This window comes from Telluria sp. PB2R4 (assembly GCF_059685695.1).
Genome location: NZ_JCASIC010000018.1, coordinates 58785 through 79063, shown reverse-complemented (window position 1 = coordinate 79063; position 20279 = coordinate 58785). Strand labels below are relative to the sequence as shown.

Annotated in this window: 17 protein-coding genes and 1 pseudogene; 11 read left to right on the top strand and 7 right to left on the bottom strand. The window is 64.9% G+C overall.

The genetic code is table 11. The features are described 5' to 3' along the window. Positions 1-144, top strand: a pseudogene (locus AC56LU_RS22745) (IS110 family transposase); the annotation flags it as partial. 15 nt (positions 145-159) lie between these two features. On the opposite strand, the gene AC56LU_RS22740 reads toward AC56LU_RS22745, so the two are convergent. Then, entirely contained in the window at positions 160-684 is a 525-nt protein-coding gene (locus tag AC56LU_RS22740; protein ID WP_497177871.1) for a YybH family protein, read from the bottom strand. A gap of 77 nt (positions 685-761) precedes the next feature. Here AC56LU_RS22740 and AC56LU_RS22735 point away from each other — a divergent pair, with 77 nt between their 5' ends. The 3 genes from AC56LU_RS22735 to AC56LU_RS22725 are packed head-to-tail and all read left to right on the top strand — an operon-like array spanning position 762 to position 2219. Next, positions 762-1199 carry an antitoxin Xre/MbcA/ParS toxin-binding domain-containing protein gene (locus tag AC56LU_RS22735; protein WP_497177870.1) on the top strand — a complete coding sequence of 146 codons (438 nt, stop codon included), beginning with the start codon at positions 762-764 and terminating at the stop codon, positions 1197-1199. 2 nt (positions 1200-1201) lie between these two features. Beyond that, entirely contained in the window at positions 1202-1885 is a 684-nt protein-coding gene (locus AC56LU_RS22730; RefSeq protein WP_497177869.1) for an RES family NAD+ phosphorylase, read from the top strand. A gap of 13 nt (positions 1886-1898) precedes the next feature. Beyond that, positions 1899-2219 carry a DUF2288 domain-containing protein gene (locus AC56LU_RS22725; RefSeq protein ID WP_497177868.1) on the top strand — a complete coding sequence of 107 codons (321 nt, stop codon included), beginning with the start codon at positions 1899-1901 and terminating at the stop codon, positions 2217-2219. A 32-nt stretch (positions 2220-2251) separates the two neighbouring features. Here AC56LU_RS22725 and AC56LU_RS22720 read toward each other — a convergent pair whose 3' ends face one another. Continuing rightward, positions 2252-2641: a tetratricopeptide repeat protein gene (locus tag AC56LU_RS22720; protein WP_497177867.1), complete on the bottom strand. Its 390-nt coding sequence runs from the start codon at positions 2639-2641 to the stop codon at positions 2252-2254. Next, the gene (locus AC56LU_RS22715) at positions 2638-4605 is read right to left on the bottom strand and encodes a bifunctional 2',3'-cyclic-nucleotide 2'-phosphodiesterase/3'-nucleotidase (protein ID WP_497177875.1); all 1968 of its coding nucleotides are present in this window, start codon (positions 4603-4605) and stop codon (positions 2638-2640) included. The genes AC56LU_RS22720 and AC56LU_RS22715 overlap by 4 nt, the downstream gene beginning before the upstream one ends. A gap of 201 nt (positions 4606-4806) precedes the next feature. Between AC56LU_RS22715 and prfB the strand changes: the two genes are divergently transcribed. The 3 genes from prfB to lysS all read left to right on the top strand — a co-directional run bounded on the left by prfB (position 4807) and on the right by lysS (position 8147). Next, positions 4807-5911 (top strand): peptide chain release factor 2 gene (gene prfB / locus AC56LU_RS22710; RefSeq protein WP_497177866.1). Its coding sequence is split into 2 segments (ribosomal slippage): positions 4807-4887 and positions 4889-5911, totalling 1104 coding nucleotides; the frame shifts between segments, so codons are not numbered across the junction. Next, complete coding sequence (locus AC56LU_RS22705) at positions 5912-6574, top strand: HAD family hydrolase (protein ID WP_497177865.1); 663 nt, start codon at positions 5912-5914, stop codon at positions 6572-6574. A 37-nt stretch (positions 6575-6611) separates the two neighbouring features. Then, positions 6612-8147, top strand: coding sequence for a lysine--tRNA ligase (gene lysS, locus AC56LU_RS22700; protein ID WP_497177864.1), 1536 nt, complete (start codon positions 6612-6614; stop codon positions 8145-8147). Positions 8148-8309: 162 nt separating this feature from the next. On the opposite strand, the gene ppnN is transcribed toward lysS, so the two are convergent. Then, positions 8310-9680, bottom strand: a complete 1371-nt coding sequence (gene ppnN / locus AC56LU_RS22695) for a nucleotide 5'-monophosphate nucleosidase PpnN (RefSeq protein ID WP_497177863.1) — start codon at positions 9678-9680, stop codon at positions 8310-8312. Between the two features lie 272 nt (positions 9681-9952). On the opposite strand from ppnN, the gene AC56LU_RS22690 reads away from it, so the two are divergent. Further along, on the top strand, positions 9953-11452 hold the full coding sequence (locus AC56LU_RS22690; RefSeq protein WP_497177862.1) for a peptide MFS transporter: 1500 nt from the start codon (positions 9953-9955) through the stop codon (positions 11450-11452). Positions 11453-11518: 66 nt separating this feature from the next. Here AC56LU_RS22690 and AC56LU_RS22685 read toward each other — a convergent pair whose 3' ends face one another. Further along, positions 11519-12418 carry a LysR substrate-binding domain-containing protein gene (locus AC56LU_RS22685; RefSeq protein WP_497177861.1) on the bottom strand — a complete coding sequence of 300 codons (900 nt, stop codon included), beginning with the start codon at positions 12416-12418 and terminating at the stop codon, positions 11519-11521. Between the two features lie 105 nt (positions 12419-12523). Between AC56LU_RS22685 and AC56LU_RS22680 the strand changes: the two genes are divergently transcribed. After that, positions 12524-13444, top strand: a complete 921-nt coding sequence (locus tag AC56LU_RS22680; RefSeq protein WP_497177860.1) for an NAD-dependent epimerase/dehydratase family protein — start codon at positions 12524-12526, stop codon at positions 13442-13444. A gap of 34 nt (positions 13445-13478) precedes the next feature. Here AC56LU_RS22680 and AC56LU_RS22675 read toward each other — a convergent pair whose 3' ends face one another. Next, positions 13479-15758 carry an OPT family oligopeptide transporter gene (locus AC56LU_RS22675; RefSeq protein WP_497177859.1) on the bottom strand — a complete coding sequence of 760 codons (2280 nt, stop codon included), beginning with the start codon at positions 15756-15758 and terminating at the stop codon, positions 13479-13481. 212 nt (positions 15759-15970) lie between these two features. On the opposite strand from AC56LU_RS22675, the gene AC56LU_RS22670 reads away from it, so the two are divergent. Together AC56LU_RS22670 and AC56LU_RS22665 are read left to right on the top strand one after the other, a co-directional pair. Beyond that, a complete protein-coding gene (locus AC56LU_RS22670; protein ID WP_497177874.1) occupies positions 15971-18337 on the top strand; it encodes a penicillin-binding protein 1A in 2367 nt (788 codons plus the stop codon). Positions 18338-18464: 127 nt separating this feature from the next. Then, complete coding sequence (locus AC56LU_RS22665; protein ID WP_497177858.1) at positions 18465-18824, top strand: DUF1428 domain-containing protein; 360 nt, start codon at positions 18465-18467, stop codon at positions 18822-18824. Positions 18825-18839: 15 nt separating this feature from the next. On the opposite strand, the gene AC56LU_RS22660 is transcribed toward AC56LU_RS22665, so the two are convergent. Further along, positions 18840-20090, bottom strand: a complete 1251-nt coding sequence (locus AC56LU_RS22660; RefSeq protein WP_497177857.1) for an AMP-binding protein — start codon at positions 20088-20090, stop codon at positions 18840-18842. Between the last annotated feature and the right edge of the window lie 189 nt (positions 20091-20279).

Genomic DNA, 20279 nt, shown 5'->3' with positions numbered 1-20279 from the left:
CGAGCACTCAAGGAGCGGTTGACCGCCAAAGGCAAGACGCCGATGGCGATCGTCGGTGCCGCTATGCGCAAGCTTGTACACCTCTGCTTCGGTGTGGTGAAGACGAGAACGAGGTACTCCCCGGATCACGCCCAGGCTGCTTGACACACGAGACGGTATCTACTGTTTAGGTGGCTGCATAAAATCCGACCCGCGGTCAAACACCACCTCCCACTGGCCCGGCGCCTTCAGCCGCCAGATCGAATTGAACCGCCCGATCCGCTGCCCCGCCGCGTTGAAGATCGGCCCGCCGCTGTAGGCCAGCGTGCCCGAATCGACCACTTCCACCTCTTCCGGCGCCCAAGAGAACGGCGCCTGCGGCTTGTCGTAATACTGGCGCCAGCCCCTGGCGATCGCCGCCTTGCCGCGCAACGGCCCTTCCGTCCCGAAGAAAATTGCCTCTTCCGCGATAAAACGCTTGAAGCCCTCGAAATCGCGCGCTTTCATGGTGGCGGCGAATGCGCGCTCGGCTTCCATGACCTCGCGTTTCAGGTCGCCATTCGAATCGCGGGCATAGGTGCCGGAGCTGGCGGCAGCGGCAGCCAGCATCAGGCAGGTGGCAAGAAGAGACAGCGAACGCAGGCGCATCGGCACAACCCCTTTGATAAACGCTTTTCTGTACGGAAAGGGTAGGGATTCTGTCATGAGCATAAACACCTGACAACCGATAGTTGCACGGATTCCGAAATAGGAGTATAAAAGGTCCAATTACGGAGATTGCCATGAGCCTAGCCTACGCCTACCCCAAGAGCCGCTTTGAACCGGCGGTGCTGGTCGACCTGAATTCACGGGCCGAACGCGAGCGCCTGTCGCGCTCTGCGCTCATGGGTTTCTTCAAGCTGGCCGCAAGCTGGGGAGTGCGCGACGACGATGCGCGCGAGCTGCTCGGCGGCCTGTCCTCGTCCTCCTATTACGACTGGAAGAAGAATCCCGACCGGGTGCTTGAGGTCGACCGCATTACGCGCGTGTCCTACCTGCTCGGTATCTACAAGGCGCTGCACATCCTGTATGGCGACAAGCTGGCCGACGAATGGGTCCACCTGCCGAATACCAACCCGGTGTTTGCCGGCCGATCCCCCTTGGCCTACATGCTGGCGGGCGGCCTGATCGCCATGCAAACGGTGCGCAAGCTGCTGGACGCGCGCCGTGGAGGTCTCTGATCTTGCCGCCGCTGCACAAACTCACCCAGCTGCGCCAGTACGACACCTGCCGCCTGATTCCTTCCCGCTTTGCCGACGTCGAGGATTCCGTACTGGCGCCGCTGGCGGACGACAACGACGTCCTGCGCGACCTGTTCGACCTCGATAACGCGACCAACGAACGCCTGCGCGCCGAATCCGGCCTGCTGCCGGGGATCGGCATGGACGAGCTGGTGTTCGGCGTACCGAACTTCCGCATCATCAATGCGGCCTACACCTATGCGCGCCCGGAAGGCAGCCGTTTCAACGACGGCGAGCGCGGCGCCTGGTACTGCGCCTTCGCGGCCGAGACGGCGCTCGCCGAGGTCATCTTCCACAAGACCGTCGAATACGCCGAGATCCAGCGCTTCGACGACAGCGTCAGCTACCAGATGCTGCTGGCCGACTTCAGCGCCGGCTTCCACGACCTGCGCGGCGCCGACGGCTATGGCGCCTGCCTGGATCCGGACAGCTACATCGCCTCGCAGGCGCTGGCGGCCGAGCTGCTGGAACACGACTCGATGGGCGTGATCTATCCGAGCGTGCGCGACCCGGGCGGCACCTGCCTGGCCTGCTTCCGCCCCGCACTGGTAGGGAATGTGCGCAAGGCGCAGACCTATCGGTTAACATGGGCGGGTTCGCCGCAACCCGCAATCGAGATTACCTAGCATCCTGAAACATATGAAGACCGATCCCAACAAAGACACAGAACTGCACGACAAGATCAACCGCGAGACCGGCCGCGTCAAATGGAGCGAACTGGAACGCCACTTCGCCACCGGCTCGGTGATCTACGTGAGCGAAGAACTCGACCTGATCGACGTCGCCCTGCGCGTGGCGCACGACGACAAGGAAAGCATCATGAAGTGGATGAATGCGGGCACGGTGGCCAAGGTCAGCGACCTGCAGGCGCAGACCTGGACCGCGGCTGATGCGACGCTGTGGGCGTCGGTGGTGAGTCCGTTCGTGCTGGTGCAGCCGGAGAAGAGGTCGCTGCACTGATTGCCTGAGCGCTCAGGCCTTCCCTGGGGCGCTCAACGTTTGCCCTCGGCCCGATGCGTCAACGCATGCGCCGCCCGCCGAAAATACTGCGCCGCCTTCTCCGGGTCGTTTTCCATCATCCCCAGTTGCTGCCAGGCTTCCGGGTAATCCAGCTGCGTCGCCGCCTCTAGCCAGCGCCGCGCGGCCGCTTCGTCCTTCGGCACGCCGTCGCCTTCGAGCAGCATGTTCGCCAGCAGGAACATCGCCTCCGGCATCCCGCGCGCCGCCGCCACACCCAGCCAGTGCGCGGCCAGCGCGGCATCGCCGCCGTCCTTATACGCCATCCCGCGCCGCAATGCGATATCGCCTTCGTCCCCATGCTGGGCCATCACTGGTTGCGCCAGCATGAACAAAGCCAGCACGGCTACAGCGAAACGCTTCATTTCGACAGGTCGATCGCGTACAACGCCGTCCCCTTGCCGCGCCCATCATCCGCCGCGACCTGGCTCACGTTGTGCAACCCCGCCGCATGGGCGAGTTCGGCCATGCCGGGCGCCGACGAGAACACCACGCGCCCCGCGGTCTTCACGGGTGTGAAGCGCCAGCTGCGGTGCCCGGCGTTGGCGGCCCGGGTCAGGCGCCTGGCGTCGCGCACGAAGGCGATCATGATGTCGCGGTTGCTGTCGGGCGAGGCGATCACAGTTTTGCTGCCGTCCAGGCCCGGGAAGTGGCCGCCGCCGCTGGCGCGGTAGTTGTTGGTCGCGACCAGGAATTCCTGTGCCGGGTCCACCGGCTTGGCGTGCCAGGCCAGGTTGCGGATACGCTCGCCCGGCGCACGCGTCACGTCGATCTCGTAGGACACCTCGGGCGAGGTGACCGTGTCGAAGTTGTAGCTGGCCACGGCCAGGTTGACCAGCGCCTGCGGCTCGGATTTGGCCGGGTCGATGGTGTGGAAGCGCTGCGCCGCCTTTTCCAGCCAGGCCTTGAGCTGGGCGCCGCTCACCTTCACGGCATACAGCGAATTCGGATACAGGTACAGGTCGGCCGCGTTGTTCAGGGCCAGGTCGCCGGCCTTGACGTCGGTGTAGTCGGCCGGGCCGGCGATGCCGCTCTTGAACGGCGCCGTCACCGACAGCACCGGCAAATCCTTGTACTGCGGCAGGTTGGCGGCAACGTACTTGCGCACATAGTCGGCCTGGGCCTGGTTGACCACCTGCAGGGCCGAGATGTCGCCCACGTCGGCGAAATAGCTCGACATGCGGAACTCAGTCGCCCCCACCGGCGTCTTCACGTAGCTGATCGTCGCTTCGTGCTCTTCCTTCACCAGTGCCATGACGGCCGGATCGGCATCGACGAAGGATGTCGCGCCCGTCTGCGCGGCGCGCGCCTCGACCCGGGTCTTGTCCTTTTCGACCGTCCAGCGCTTGCCGTCGTGCTTCAGGTGCAGCTGGACGACGCCCAGGTGCTTGCCCCACAGGTTGGCCATTACGGTCGGCACGCCGTGCACCAGGCCCCTGGCCCTGTCCACGCCAGGCAGCTTGAACTGCGGCGCGGTGCTGTCGGCGCTCGGGAACAGCTGGTGCGAATGGCCCAGCAGCATGGCGTCGATGCCCGGCACTTTCGCCAGGTACCAGTTGGCGTTTTCCATGGTCGGCGTGTACGGGCTGTCATCGAGGCCGCCGTGCGAGATCGCGATGACCAGTTCGGCGCCCTTCTTGCGCATCTCCGGCAGGTACTTCTGCGCGGCCTCCACCACGCCGCTGGTGTACACGCGTCCCTCCAGCCAGCGCTTGTCCCATTCCATGATGGTCGGCGGCGCGAAGCCGATGATCCCGACGCGCACCGTCGCCTTCACCGGCCGCCCCCTGGCGTCCAGCGCGTCCACCTGCTTGTCGATAATGGCGTAGGGGCTGAACAGCGGCTTCTTCGTCTTCGCGCTATAGACGTTGGCCAGCACCATCGGGAAGGCCGGGCCGGCGCAGCGCTTCGGCTGCTCGACGCCGGCGACCTGGAAGCGACTGCCGGTTACCTGGCCCAGGAAACCGAGGCCGTAGTTGAATTCATGGTTGCCGATGCCGGCGCCGTCGTACTTCAGCGCGTTCATCACCTTGTAGATGCCCAGCGTCTGGTCGCAGGCCAACGGCTTGACCATCGCCTGGTAGTCGGCCAAGGCCGTGCCCTGGATGGTGTCGCCATTGTCGAGCAGGAGCGTGTTCGGGAATTCCTTGCGCGCCTGGTGGATCAGCGTGGCGGTGCGGTCGAGGCCATGCGAAGGCTCGGGCGCCAGCTTGTAGTAGTCGTAACCGACCAGGTTGGCGTGCAAGTCGGTCGTTTCCAGCACCGCCAGCGTGACGGTGGTACCGGCTTTCGGCGCCTTGGCAGCGTAGCAGGGAAGGCTCAGGAACATCGGCGCGAGCGCGATGCAAATTTGGTAACGCAGTTGATAACGCAGATGAGTAGCCATGAGGTGTCGGGAGATCGGAACCGGGGGATGATATGCCAGCATCATGCCAGGCAGCAAGCGGCAAGCGGCGCCGTGGCCGTCCCGGGGACGTCCTGAGGTATAATCGAAGGTTCGATTTAACCTATTCAGAAGACTGCCAAGACCATGGAAGCTGAACGCATCAACGCCATTTCCGCCCTGCTGAACGACCTGACCGGTCGTGAGGCCGAACTTCGGAGGTATCTTTGACTTCGATCGCAAGTCGGAGAAACTAGAACAGGTCAACCAGGAACTCGAAGACCCGACCATCTGGAACGACCAGAAGCGGGCCCAGGACCTCGGTAAAGAGAAGAAGGCCCTGGAAGCCGTCGTGCTGACGCTCGAGAAGGCCAAGGCCGATCTCGCCGACGCATCCGACCTGTTCGAGATGGCCAAGGAAGAAGGCGACCACGACACCCTGGAAGCGATCGGCGGCGACGCCGAGGCCATCCAGAAGATCATCGAGTCGATGGAATTCCGCCGGATGTTCAGCAACCCGATGGACCACGCCAGCTGCTTCATCGACATCCAGGCCGGCGCTGGCGGTACCGAAGCCCAGGACTGGGCCTCGATGCTGCTGCGCCAGTACCTGCGCTACTGCGAACGCAAGGGCTTCAAGGCCGAGATCCTGGAACAGTCCGAGGGCGAGGTCGCGGGCATCAAGACCGCCACCATCAAGGTCGATGGCGAGTACGCCTATGGCCACCTGCGCACCGAGACCGGCGTGCACCGCCTGGTGCGCAAGTCGCCGTTCGACTCGGCCAATGGCCGCCACACCTCGTTCACCTCGCTGTTCGTGTATCCGGAAGTGGATGACTCGATCGAGATCGAGATCAACCCGGCCGACGTGCGCATCGACACCTATCGCGCATCGGGCGCGGGCGGGCAGCACATCAACAAGACCGACTCCGCGGTGCGCCTGACCCACGGCCCGTCGGGCATCGTGGTGCAGTGCCAGAACGACCGCTCGCAGCACCGTAACAAGGCCGAGGCCTGGGACATGCTGCGCGCCAAACTGTACGAGCTGGAACTACGCAACCGCATGAGCGAGCAGCAGAAGCTCGAAGACTCCAAGACCGACGTCGGCTGGGGCCACCAGATCCGTTCGTACGTGCTGGACCAGTCGCGCATCAAGGACCTGCGTACCGGCTTCGAGACCGGCAACACCAAGAACGTGCTGGACGGCGACCTGGACGACTTCATCTCGGCTTCGCTGAAGCAGGGCGTATAAATGACGCACCCACAGCAGGCCTTCGTGTTCGACATGGACGGCACCATCGTCGACAACATGGCCTTCCACACCCGCTCCTGGATCAGCTTCTTCGCGCGCCGCGGCCAGGAGCTCGACGCGGACGAGTTCTTCCGTGCGACAGCCGGGCGCCATGGCCGCGAGATCATGCGCACCTACCTGGACGCCAACTTGTCGGACGACGAACTCGCGCTGCTCGACAACGAGAAGGAATCGCTCTACCGCGAGCTGTACGCGCCGCACCTCGCGGCGGTCGCCGGCTTTGACAGCCTGGTTGCGCGCGCCAGGGAACACGGCGTGAAGCTGGCCGTCGGCACCGCCGCGCCGCCGGCCAACGTCGCGTTCACGCTCGACGGCCTCGACCTGCGCAAGCATTTCGATGCGATCGTCGGCGCTACGGACGTCGCGCGCGGCAAGCCGCATCCGGACGTGTTCCTGAAGGCGGCCGAGCTGTGCGGCGCAGCGCCGGAGAACTGCATCGTGTTCGAAGACGCGCCGCTGGGCGTGGAAGCGGCACGCCGCGCGGGCATGCGCTGCATCGTCCTCACGACCACCCTGCCCGCGTCCAGCTTCACGGAGTTCGACAACGTCATCGCCATCGTGCGCGACTTCACCCAGGTCGATCCCGAACTGCTGTTCGCCTGATCGATCAAACAAGCCAATAAGAACTGCCTATCCAATCATGACTACGGAAAACCAAGACCAGTCGCCCGTCGTGGCGCTCGACGAAAACAAGATCATGGCCGAGCGCCGCGCCAAGCTGGCCGCGCTGCGCCAGCACGGCAACGCCTTCCCGAACGACTTCGTCCCTCAGCACAAGGCGGCCGACCTGGTCGAGACCTACAGCGCCAGGACCCGCGAAGAACTGGAAGCCGAGCCGGTCAATGTGATCGTGGCCGGCCGCATGATGCTGCGCCGCGAAGCCGGCAAGAAGGCCGCGTTCGCGACCCTGCAGGACAGTTCGGGCCCGCTAGCTTCCGGCCGCATCCAGATCTACGTCACCCTGGATTCCGCCGGCGAAGACGCCATGGAAGCCCTGCGCAGCTACGACCTGGGCGACATCCTGGGCATCGAAGGCACGCTGTTCAAGACCAAGACCGACGAGCTGACCGTCAAGGTCAGCAAGCTGCGCCTGATCGCCAAGGCCCTGCGTCCGCTGCCGGACAAGTTCCACGGCCTGGCCGACCAGGAAACCAAGTACCGCCAGCGCTACGTCGACCTGATCATGAACGAAGAGACGCGCCGCACCTTCAAGGCGCGTACCGCCGCGATGTCGTCGATGCGCCGCTTCATGGAGAAGCACGGCTTCATGGAAGTCGAGACCCCGATGCTGCACCCGATCCCGGGCGGCGCCGCGGCCAAGCCTTTCGTCACCCACCACAACGCGCTCGACATGGAAATGTACCTGCGCATCGCGCCCGAGCTCTACCTGAAACGCCTGGTGGTGGGCGGCTTCGACCGCGTGTTCGAGGTCAACCGCAACTTCCGCAACGAAGGCGTGTCGGTCCGTCACAACCCGGAATTCACGATGATGGAATTCTACGCGGCCTACACCGACTACAAGTGGATCATGAACTTCACCGAAGAGGTGATTCGCCAGGCCGCGATCGATGCCCACGGCAGCGCCGTGCTCACCTACGGCGGCCGCGAGCTCGACCTGTCCAAGCCCTTCCAGCGCCTGACCATCGTCGAGGCGATCGACAAGTACGCGCCGGGCTACACGCCTGAGCAGCTGAACGACATGGCGTTCATCAAGCTTGAATTGAAGAAGTTCGGCGTCAAGCCTTTCGCCAACGCCGGCCTGGGCGCGCTGCAGCTGGCGCTGTTCGAAGAGACCGCCGAAGCCCTGCTGTGGGAACCGACCTTCATCATCGACTATCCCGTGGAAGTGTCGCCGCTGGCGCGCGCCTCGGACACCCGCGAGGGCATCACCGAGCGCTTCGAGCTGTTCATGGTGGGCCGCGAAATCGCCAACGGCTTCTCGGAGCTGAACGATCCGGAAGACCAGGCCGCACGCTTCCTGTCGCAGGTGGCCGCCAAGGATGCCGGCGACGATGAAGCGATGTTCTACGACGCCGACTACATCCGTGCGCTGGAATACGGCATGCCGCCGGCCGGCGGTTGCGGCATCGGCATCGACCGCCTGATGATGCTGATCACCGACTCGCCGAACATCCGCGACGTGCTGCTGTTCCCGCATTTGCGCAAGGAAGACTGAGCGATTCCGTGCTCATGAAAAAGGCGGCCTGCTCACACAGACCGCCTTTTTTGTAGGGTGGGCAGGTTTCCTGCCCACGTGGTGTTGGTTTGCCGCCGAGATCCCGCGCCCGATGATCTTGCAGTTGGCTGAACACCCACCCTACGGTAAGGCCAGTAATTATTACTGGATCACGGTGTAGCACGGCGTATACGCCTTGCCCGGCAACTTCATCCGGCTCTGCTCCACGAACGAGGCCAGCAGCGCATCCATCGGCTCCATGATCGCGCTCTCGCCCTGGATCTCGTATTTGCCGAACTGCTCGATCGCGCGGATTCCCTCTTCCTTCACGTTGCCGGCCACGATCCCCGAGAACGCGCGCCGCAGGTTGGCCGCGAGCAGGTGCGATTCCTGGTTGCGGTGCAGCTTCAGGTTGCGCATGTTCTCGTGCGTCGGGCGGAACGGCTTCTGGAATTCCGGATCGATCTTGAGGCGCCAGTTGAAGTAATACGCGTCGCTGTGGGCCTTGCGGAACGCCCGCACCGCCGTGATCCCGGCATACATCTCCTTCGCCACCGCTTCCGGATCGTCGATGATGATCTTGTAGCGCTGCTGCGCCGCTTCGCCGAGGGTCAGGCCGATGAACTGGTCGATCTGCTCGAAATACGCGCGCGCCGTCGCCGGGCCGGTAAAGATCAGCGGGAACGGCATTTCGGCGTTTTCCGGATGCAGCAGGATGCCGAGGATGTACAGGATTTCCTCGGCGGTACCGGCGCCGCCCGGGAACACGATAATGCCGTGGCCGGTGCGCACGAATGCCTCGAGGCGCTTTTCGATATCCGGCATGATCACCAGGTCGCTGACGATCGGGTTGGGCGATTCGGCCGCGATGATGCCCGGCTCGGAAATGCCGAGATAGCGGCCGCCCTTGATGCGCTGCTTGGAGTGGCCGATGGCGGCGCCCTTCATCGGGCCTTTCATGGCCCCCGGGCCGCAACCGGTGCAGATATCGAGTTCGCGCAGGCCGAGCGCATACCCGACTTCCTTGGTATACGTATATTCGACGCGGTTGATCGAGTGACCGCCCCAGCACACAACCAGGTTCGGACTGCGTTGCGGCTGCAGTACATTGGCATTGCGCAGGATATGGAATACGGCGTCGGTGATGCCTTCCGGTCGGTTCAGGTCGAAGCGTGGATTATCGGTGACTTCGAAATGGACATAGACGATATCGCGCAGCACCGAGAACAGGTGCTCGTGGATACCGCGGATCATCGTGCCGTCGACGAAGGCGATCGCGGGGGCGCTGCGAATATCGAGCTTGATGCCGCGCTCGCGCTGAAGAATGGTGATTTCGAAATCGGCATAACGTTCGAGCAGCTCCTTGCCATCGTCGATCGAGCTGCCGGTATTGAGCACGGCGAGTGCGCATTTGCGGAACACGTCATACAGACCGCTCTTGCTGGTGTCGAGCAGTTTCGAGACTTCGGCTTTGGACAGGACTTCGAGGCGGCCTTCCGGAGAAATGAGGACATCGACAACTTCATGGCTCATGTTTTATTTTCCCTTTCAATCGTTAGTGCGGGTTGGCCTGATACCAATATACGCCAAAGTGCAACATTTTGCGCCCCGAGTTGGACAATGCGGGACCATTCCATGGTGCGCCCCGCACCGCCGCCGGGCGTCAATACCACATCCACAAAAAGTTCGCTTGCGTTGAGCGATTTACACTAGAATGCGTGCCTATTGGAATCTCCGGCATACGGATGTTTCACACAAAAAGCGATCGATTCAGATAACGTAATTATTGACATTGGAGGAACCGCATGAGCGGTGCAGCTACTTCAGCCAAGGGACCTATCCCGGAGTTCAAGCAGATCATGGGCCATCCGGCTCCGCTGTGGATGCTCTTCATGACCGAATTCTGGGAGCGCTTCGCGTTCTACGGCATTCGCTGGGCCCTGGTGCTCTACATCGTCGCCCAGTTCTACGGCGGCGACGCGGTCGGCCAGGCCGACGCCAACCTGACCTACGGTTCCTACCTCGCACTTGTGTATGCCGGCGCCGTGTTCGGCGGCTACGTCGCCGACCGCGTCATCGGCTACCAGCGCTCGATCCTGGTCGGCGCGATCTTCATGGCGGCCGGCCTGTTCATGATCACCCTGCCGGACCAGGACATCTTCAAGCTCGGCCTGGCCACCATCATCGTCGGCAACGGCATGTTCAAGCCGAACATCTCGGCCATGGTCGGCCAGCTGTATTCGATCGATGACACCCGCCGCGATTCGGGCTTCACCATCTTCTACATGGGCATCAATGCGGGCGCTTTCTTCGCCCCGATCGTGACCGGTGAACTGGCCGAACGCCTCAGCGACGGCGCCATCCCGGCCTACAAGGCAGTGTTCTTCGCCGCCGGCGTCGGCATGCTGCTGGCCCTGGTGTGGTTCTACATCGGCCGCAAGCAGCTCAAGGGCATCGGCGCACCGGTCGGCGAACTGGCCAGCCCGAAGCGCCTGATCGGCGTCATCGTCGGCTCGGTCGTCGTGATCCCGGGCGTCTACCTGCTGCTGCAAGCCGGCGCCGCCAAGCTGCAGATCGGCCTGACGATCCTGTTCATCGGCCTGGCGCTGATGCTGATCATCGAAGGCGTCCGCGAAGGCAAGGTCTCGCGCGACAAGACCATCGCCATGATGATCATCTTCGCGTTCAACATCCTGTTCTGGTGCTTCTTCGAGCAGGCCGGCAGCTCGTTCACCTTCCTGGCCGACCAGATCGTCAACCGCAACCTCCTTGGCTGGGAAATGCCGGTGGCGTACTTCCAGTCGGTGAACTCGGTCGCGATCATCCTGTTCGCACCGATCATCGCAGCGATCTGGGTCGCCATGGGCAAGCGCAACGTCAACCCGTCGATCCCGCGCAAGTTCGGCCTCGGCATCATCTTCAACGGCCTGGCCTTTGGCCTGCTGATGTACGCGCTGTCGCAGCTGCTGGACCCGGTCGGCCAGATCCCGGCCTGGACCCTGCTGGCGGTGTACACGATCCAGTCGATCGGTGAGCTGTGCCTGTCGCCGATCGGCCTGTCGATGGTCACCAAGCTGGCCCCGACCCGCCTGGTGGGCCTGGGCATGGGCGGCTGGTTCCTGTCGACCGGTATCGGCAACAACCTGTCGGGCATCTTCGCCTCGCACGTGTCGGGCACTTCCGGCATGTCGGTGGCCTCGGCGCTGGACGGCTATACCTTCGGCTTCTGGATCCTGGTGGGCGGCGGCGTGCTGCTGTTCCTGCTGGCCCCGCTCATCCAGAAACTGATGCACGGCGTGAAGTAAGCGCACCAACGCTCGAAGTAAAGACGGCGGCCTGCGGGCCGCCGTTTTTGTTGGATGCCGCGCTTTTCAGCGCCGGTCCAGCGTCGATTCCATCTCGCGCATCTCCGCCACCATCCAGTCCCTGAAGCGCTGCACCTTGAGCATGTGCTCCTTGTGCGGATTGACCATGAAGCGGTAGCCGCTTTCGAAACGCGCACTGCGGCAGGGAATCTGGCGCAGCGCGCCCGACCTGATGTCCTCGAAGGCGATCCCGTAGGGCACCAGCGCCACGCCCTGCCCCGCCACGGCGGCTTGCACCAGCACACCCCAGTGCGTGTACACCCGCGAAAAGTCGTACTTGCCCTTGAGCGCCCGGTTCTCGTTCAGCAACTGCAGCCAGGCTTCCGGCGACTGCACCACCAGCAGGTGATGCTGCGGCAGGTCGGCCAGTCCCAGGGCATCCTGCCCGGGGGGCAGCAGCTCGGGGCTGTAGACCGGCACCAGGCGCTCGCGGAACAGCACCGTGGGGTCGGCATCGCGCACGGGGCCGTAGCGGATCGCCACGTCGGTGCTGTCGGCCTGCAGGTCGACCGGCGCATCGTTGGAATCGATACGGATGTCCAGCTCGGGGTACAGCTTGGTAAAACGGTGCATGCGCGGCACCAGCCACTTGATGGCGAAGGAGTGCGTGGTCGAGATGCGCAGCACTGCCTCTTCGTCGCCGCGCTGCAGCGCAGCGACTTTCGCGCGCAGGTCGGCCAGCATGCGCCCGGTCGCGATCGCCAGTTCCTGGCCTTTCTCGGTGAGGGCGATGTGGCGCGGATGGCGCACGAACAAGGGAAAGCCGACGTTTTCCTCGAGCTGCTTCACCTGCAGGCTGACTGCCGCCGGCGTCTTGTGCAGCTCGCGCGCCGCCAGCTTGAAACTGCCCCAACGCGCGGCGCAATCGAAGTCGATCAGTCCCGACAGGCTGCGCAAAGGTTTCATGCCGCCTCCATGCATAAGTTTTTCTTATTCAAAGCCCGTACTTTTTCTCGGTTGAAGGTTTCTGCTGCTTTGCAGAAAATATACCCGATCCTACAAGGAAAAGTCATGCCAAAGAAAATATTGGTGATCGGCGGGACCCGTTATTTCGGCAAACTCCTGGTGCAGCGCCTGCTGCGCGCGGGTCACCACGTCACCGTGGCCACGCGCGGTTACGCCCCGGATCCCTTCGGCGAACGGATCAGCCGGGTCCGGGTCGACCGCCGCAACGAACACGCGATGCGCAACGCCTTCCGCGACGCCCGCTTCGACATCATCTACGACCAGATGTGCTATTCGCCGCTGGATGCAGCAATTTCGGTGCGCGTCTTCGCCGGCAAGGTCGGCCGCTACGTGATGACCTCGACCATCGACGCCTACCGCGCCGCCAATCCGTTTGGTGCGGCCTTTCGCGAAACCGACCTGAAGGTAGCGGCGCAGCCCATCGACACGAGCTATCCGTGGCACGACCCGGCGCGGGCGATCGAGAGCTATGTGTCGGGCAAGGTGCAGGCCGAGGCCTACCTGGAGCGTGATGGCAGCCTGCCGCTGGCGACCGTGCGCCTGGCCCATGTGCTGGGCGGCCCGGACGATTTCACGGGCCGGCTGGCCCATTACGTCGACCTGGTACGCCTGAAAGCGACGCTTCGCTATACGAACGCGGCCGCCAAGGTCTCGTTCATGGAAGCCGCGGGCGCGGCCGATTTCCTGCTGTGGACCGGGATGCAGGACTTTCGCGGCGCGGTCAACGCGGCCTGCGATGGCCCGCTCTCCGCTTTTGAGTTGCACGCGCAGGTCGCCGCGGTGCTCGACGAGACGCCGCGCGCGGCTCGGGTAGCGGCGCAAGCCCCTGGCGTGCTGTCGCCCTTTGATTTCGCCACCCCGCTGGCGCTCGACACCACGCGTGCCAGGGCGCTCGGCTACCGCTTCGGACACACGGACGACTGGCTGGAAGATGTGATCCGCCAGCACGACCTGTCGTTCGTCTGATAAGAAAACGGCCCGGATGTTCCGGGCCGTTTTCTTAGCGCTTGGCTTTTTCGCGCGCCACCCAGTACAGCAGCGCGATAATCAGGCCGTAGGGGATCAGGGTCAGTAGGTGCGAGCTCGCTCCGGCGTAGAACGGATTCGAAGCCTCGGCCCAGTTAGCCATCGTGCTGTCGAAGTCGGTCAGCACGCCGGCGGTGATGGCGATGATGATGCCGGCCAGCGCGCCGCCCGCGATGTAACCCGACGCCAGCAGGGTGCCCGAGCTGCGGTCGCCGGCGGCCTGGCGCTCTTCCGCGTTCAGCTTCGCGTACTGCGGCAGGCCGCTGTTGCGGCGGTCCGCCAGCCAGCGCACCATGCCGCCCACCGCGATCGGCAGCGTCGAGATGAGCGGCAGGTAGACGCCCACCGAGAAGGCCAGCGCATGCACGCCTGCCATCTCGAGCACCACCGAGATCATCACGCCGAACAGCACCAGGGTCCAGGGCAGCTCCTGGTCGAGGATGCCCTTGATGATGTAGGACATCAGCACCGCCTTCGGCGCATCGTATTTCTTCACCTCGGTGCCGTCCGGACGAACCTTGTGGGTGCCGTTGATGCCCGGGTCCACCAGGTAAGCCAGCCGGCCGTCTTCCGCCACCAGGTATTTGCCGGCCGGGCCGCCCACGGTGTCCGGCTTCTGCCAGACCTTGTAGGTGTTGGTGTCGCTGGCGGCCTGCGGGCCCTGTAGCTGGGCAGTTTCGGTGAGCTTGGCGGCGTCGACCTTGATGCCGGGCGCCACCTGGGCCGCGGGCACGTAGACGGTGCCGGCTTCGTTCAGCTTGAGCAGGATCGGGCCCAGGATCAGCGCCGAGGCCAGCGCGCCGCACAGGATCGCGTACTGCTGCAGGCGCGGGGTAGAGCCGACCAGGAAGCCGGTCTTGAGGTCTTGCGAGGTGGTGCCGGCATTGCTGGCCGCGATGCAGACGATGGCGCCGACCGACAGCGCGGTGACGTAATACTGGCCGCCGGTCCAGCCCATTAACAGGAAGATCAGGCAGGTAAACAGCAGCGTGGCCACCGCCATGCCCGAGATCGGATTGGAGGACGATCCCACTTCGCCGGTCAGGCGCGAGGACACGGTCGCGAACAGGAAGCCGAACACCAGGATCAGCAGCGCGCCCATCAGGTTCATGTGCAGCGGGGTCGCCACGGTGATGATGGCGATGATCGCGAGGCAACCGATCAGCACCCACTTAAGGGGAATATCCCGCTCGGTGCGAAGCAGCTTGTCGTGCGCGGGCTTGCTGCCCGCGCTCTTGCCGAACCCGGCCAGACCGCCGGTGAGGCCCTTCCAGATGGCCGGCATCGAGCGCACCAGCGCAATCAGGCCGCCGGCCGCCACCGCGCCTGCGCCGATGTAGAGCACGTAAGCATTACGGATGTCGTCCGGGCCCATGTCCTTGATGAGGGTCGTGGCCGGCGCCAGCGGCACCGTGAGCAGCTCGCCGAAGAAGGCGATCATCGGGATCAGCAGCAGATAGGACAGCACGCCGCCGGCCGCCATCGTGAAGGCGATGCGCGGGCCGATGATGTAGCCGACGCCGAGCAGTTCCGGCGATACCTCGGCGCCGGCCGAGCCGCCCCGGAGCGGATAGGCGAATTCGAAGTTGACGTAGTCGCGCCAGCCCTTGAAGGACACGCTCAGGGTCTTGTACAGCAGGCCGATGCCGAAACCGCCAAAGATCAGCATGGCGCGGCGCTTGGCCTCGAGCGCCGCGCTCGACCCTTCTTCGCGTGCCTCGCCGGCCGCGGCGCGCGAGGTCTCGGTGGCCGCGGCCTTGAGCACCTCGGCGCAGGCCGTGCCTTCCGGGTATTTCAGTTCGCGGTGGGCGTCGACGATCATGGTGCGGCGCATCGGGATCATCATCAGGATGCCCAGCAGCCCGCCCAGCACGCCCACCAGCATGACGCGTGCGATCTCCAGGTCGAAACCGAGGATCATGATGGCCGGCATGGTGACGCCCAGGCCGAAGGCGATCGACTCGCCCGCGGAGCCGGCGGTCTGGGTGATGCTGTTCTCCAGGATGGTCGATTCGCGCGCCCCAAACTTCTTCGCGGTGTGGAACAGCGTGATGGCGATGACCGCCACCGGAATCGACGCGCTCACGGTCAGGCCGACCTTCAGCACCAGGTACAGCGACGAGGCGCCGAACACCATGCCCAGCAGGGTGCCCATGATCAGGGCGCGCAGCGTGAACTCGGGCAGCTGCGCGCTGGCCGGGATATAGGGCTTGAATCCGGCCGCGCCGGTACCGGAAGGCGAATCGTAAGGCATCGAGGGTCCTCGGGAAAGCATGCTGATAAGGGGTTGAAGGCGTGACTATCGCATATGCCCAAACGGAATGAAAGCGGTTTGGAAGGATGGAATGCGCGCGCTACAATGTGTCGTAACGGCCGGAGCATGCGGCCATCCTTCGAGAGTACGCAGTGACCAAGCCCGCCAACAAGGCTTCCCAGCCGCCCGCCAAACGCCCCCGCCGTCTCCGGATGTTCCTGTTCTTCATGCTGGCCGCGCTGGTCGGGCTGGCGGCCGGCATCGTCATCTACGGCATGACCGTGATTCTGCCGAACGTGCCGAAGATCGACGCGGTGCTCGATTACCAGCCCAAGATCCCGCTGCGGGTTTACACCCTTGATAATCACCTGATCGGCGAATTCGGCGTCGAACGACGCGACTTCGTCACCATCGACAAGATCCCGGCCCGCATGAAACAGGCGCTGCTGGCCATCGAAGACGCGCACTTCTACCAGCACAAGGGCATCGACTGGCGCGGCGCCGCGCGCGCCGTGTTTACCAACCTGCGCGAGGGCTTCGGCTCCGGCGGCGCCTCGACCATCACGATGCAGGTGGCGCGCAACTTCTTCCTCTCCAAGGAAAAGATCTTGTCGCGCAAGATCACCGAGGTGGCGCTGGCCTACCGCATCGAGGATGCGCTTACCAAGGACCAGATCCTCGAGCTGTACATGAACCAGATCTTCCTCGGCAATCGCTCCTATGGCTTTTCCAGCGCCGCGCGCAGTTACTTCGGCAAGTCGCTGGACGACTTGAGCCTGGCCGAAACCGCGATGCTGGCCGGCCTGCCGCAGAACCCCTCGCGCCACAACCCGATCTCCAATCCGAAGCGCGCGCAGCAGCGCCAGCACATCGTGCTCGAGCGCCTGCTCAAGCTCGGACAGATCAGCGAGCCCGAATACCGCCAGGCCCTGCTTGAGCCCCTGCGCATCCGGCGCGGCGGCCAGGTCTTCGATACAAAAGCCGACTACGTGGCCGAGCTGGCGCGCCAGGCCGTGTACGCCCAGTTCGGCGACGCAGCCTATGAGCGCGGCATCGTGGTCACCACCACCATCCTCAAGGCCGAGCAGGACGCGGCCTACGAGTCGGTGCGCCGCAACGTGCTGGCCTACGACCAGCGTCACGGCTACCGCGGCCCCGAAACGCGCATCGACCTTCCGCAAGACCCGCTCGAGCGCGAGGAAGCGGTGATCGAGGCCCTGCAGAAGCGTACCCCGAGCGACGGCCTGCTGCCGGCGGTGGTGCTGGCGGCATCGCCCCAGGCGGTGCGGGTCGAGACTTTGAGCGGCGAGGAAGTGACGATCGAGGGCGCCGGCCTGAAGTTCGCCGCGCGCGCCCTGGCGCCGAATGCGAAGGAATCGCTGCGCATCACGCCGGGGGCGGTGGTGCGCATCACCCGGACGAAGGATAACGTCAAGCAGAAAGACGGCCAGTCCTGGGCCATCGCCCAGGTGCCGCAAGTGGCGGCCGCCTTTGTCGCCATCGACGCCGATACCGGCGCCTACCACGCACTGGTGGGCGGCTTCGATTTCAACCTGCAGAAGTTCAACCACGTCACCCAGGCCTGGCGCCAGCCCGGCTCCGCGATCAAGCCGTTCGTGTACTCGGCGGCGCTGGATAAGGGCTATTCGCCCGGCACGCGCATCCTCGACGAGCCGCTCGACATGGAGGGCGAGAACGCCGGCGAGACCTGGTCGCCGCAGAACGACGACGGCGTGTTCGATGGCCCGATCACGATGCGCTACTCGCTGGCGCATTCGAAGAACGTCACCACCGTGCGCCTGCAGCGCGCGCTCGGCACCGACTATACCCACGACTTCCTGGGCCGCTTCGGCTTCGACGCCGCGCGCCACCCGAAGAACCTGACCCTGGCGCTGGGCACCGGGGCGGTCACGCCGCTGCAGATGGCCGGCGCGTACGCGGTGTTGGCCAACGGCGGCTACCGCGTCAAGCCCTACCTGATCGCGCAGATCCGCGATGGCAACGGCACCATCCTGGTGGAGAACAAGCCGGCGGCGCGCCAGGACACAGACCGGGTGCTGGACGCCCGCAACGCGTTCGTGGCCAACAGCATGCTGCGCGACGTCACCCGCTACGGCACCGGGGCCGCATCAAGCAAGTTGCTCGGGCGCAGCGACATCGCGGGCAAGACCGGCACCACCAGCGACGCCATCGACGGCTGGTTCGCCGGCTACGGCGGCAAGGTAGTGGCGGTGGCCTGGATGGGCTACGACGAACCGCGCTCGCTCGGCGGGCGCGAGTTCGGCGCCACGCTGGCGCTGCCGATCTGGATCGATTACATGCGGGTGGCGCTGGCGAAGCTGCCGCCGCAGGAGGAAGCGCTGGAGCCGGAAGGCGTGCTGCGCGAGGGCGACGACTGGGTGTTCGAGGAATTCATCGAGCGCCCTGACCTGCGCACGATCGACATCGACCCGGGCCTCGATAATCCGCCGGTGCAGGTGGATCCGGTCACCGGCGAGCCGCTGCCGGCGCCACCACCGGCGCTCCCGGCGACTCCGCAGCCCCCGCCGCCTCCGCCACCTCCATCCACGATTTTCTGACGCCGGATTGACGTGTATCCTTGACGTGCTTCCCGCTGGCTGCGTCCCGCATGCCGCGGGAACCATGCGGGCCGTCCCGGGGTCAGTCACTGGACGGTTCCCGTTCACACCTCCCAAGGAGATCAGCATGGCCTACGTCGATGGTTTCATCCTTCCCCTTCCCACCGCCAACATCGCGACCTACCGTGAAGTCGCCACCCGCGCCGGCCAGATCTGGCGCGAGCATGGCGCCCTGCAGTTCCGCGAATGCATCGCCGAGGACGTCAAGCCGGGCAAGCTGACGTCCTTCCCGCAGGCGGTCAACCTGGAAGAAGGGGAAACCGTGATCTTTTCCTGGATCGTCTACGAATCGCGCGAGAAACGCGACGAGGTCAATGACAAGGTCATGAACGACCCGCGCATGGCCGAAATGATGAAACCCGGCGCCATGCCCTTCGACGGCAAGCGCATGGTGTTCGGCGGCTTCGACCTGCTGGTCGATCTCTAGCGCCAGTCCTTGGCCTCAGCCGGCGCTGTCGATGATCCAGTCGGACAGCTTGCCATTCGACTGGCGGGGCAGCGCGGCGCCAAACGTGTAGGCCGCCGGCCGTTCCGGCGTCGACAGGCGCTCGGCGATCCATGCATCCAGTTCCGCGCGCAGGGCCGACGCCCCCGCGCCGCCTTCCTCCGGCACGGCGCCGCGCGGCACCACGAAGGCCTTCAGGCGCCAGCCCTCGTCCGGCCGCATGAGGCGCACCGTGGCATCTTCCACGCCGGGGTGCATGCGCAGCACATCCGCCACATAGGCGGGAAAGACGTTAGTGCCGCCGACCTGCACCGCATGGTCGATCCGGCCGGCCGGGCGGAAACGGCCCGGCGCGCTCCAGGCCAGCCGGTCCTGCAGCGGATAGGCGGCGCGGCTGCCGTCCGCCCCCGTGCGGCGCAACATCGCCGGATCGTCCGTCGTCTCCCAGTACGGGAACAGCCGGTAGTCTTCATCCGGGCTGTCGCGCCAGCCGACGCCGGCGGTCTCCGAGCTGCCGTAGACCTGCACCAGCCGCTCGACGCCACCCGCCGCGACGGCGCGCGCCACCTCGTCCGGGCACGGCGCGGTCGAGCTCACGCCCGTCACCCCTGCCGGCAACGCACCGGCACCGGGCGCGAAGGCACGCCAGAAATCCGGGAAGCCGACCACCAGGTCTCCCGGCCGCAGCTGCCGCGCCACCTCGCCGGGCGACGCCCCGCGCAAATCGCACAGCGCCGCCGGATCCAGCCCGAGCGCGCGCGGCAACAGGACCGTGAACAGGAAACCGTAAATATGGTGCGATGGAACCAGCCCAACGATGCGCTGCGTTTCCGGAAACAGGCTTGCCAGCACACCGGCTTCCTGCCACAGGTTCGCCAGCGAATGGGGGCAGGACCTGGGCGCGCCGGAGCTGCCCGAGGTGCGGAAACCGATCATCCCACTGCCGTTCTCCAGGCCGAAGGCCGCGGCCGCCAGCCAGGCACCGAGGCGTGGATTGGCCAGCACCCTTTCCTCCCCGATGCAACCGATCCCGAGCACGCCTTCCATCGCGGTGGCAAGACCGAGCAGTTCGAGCGAATCCGCGCCAAGCTCGGCCACCAGGTCCAGCTCCGGCGGCCACGGCAGCGGACGGCGGGCGACACCCGGGCGCATCAGCGCCAGCTCACCAGCCAGCAGGTCGGACAGCACGCGCAGCAGGGTGGCCTGGTGCGACCACCAGCGGGGTTCGGGGAGCGGTTTGGGCAACATGACGGAGCCGGCAATGACAAGGCACGGATGGTGCCGGTGCAGTGGGGTGCTGTCAAGCCGGTAGAGAACGGACCAAATGTGGTATTTGACAGCGTCAACTGTCAAAGTATCGGTCCGCACAATTGACAAGTGGGCTGGCGGCATGTCAACATCAATTTCCTCAAATCAATGAACGCCTGCGCGAGATCT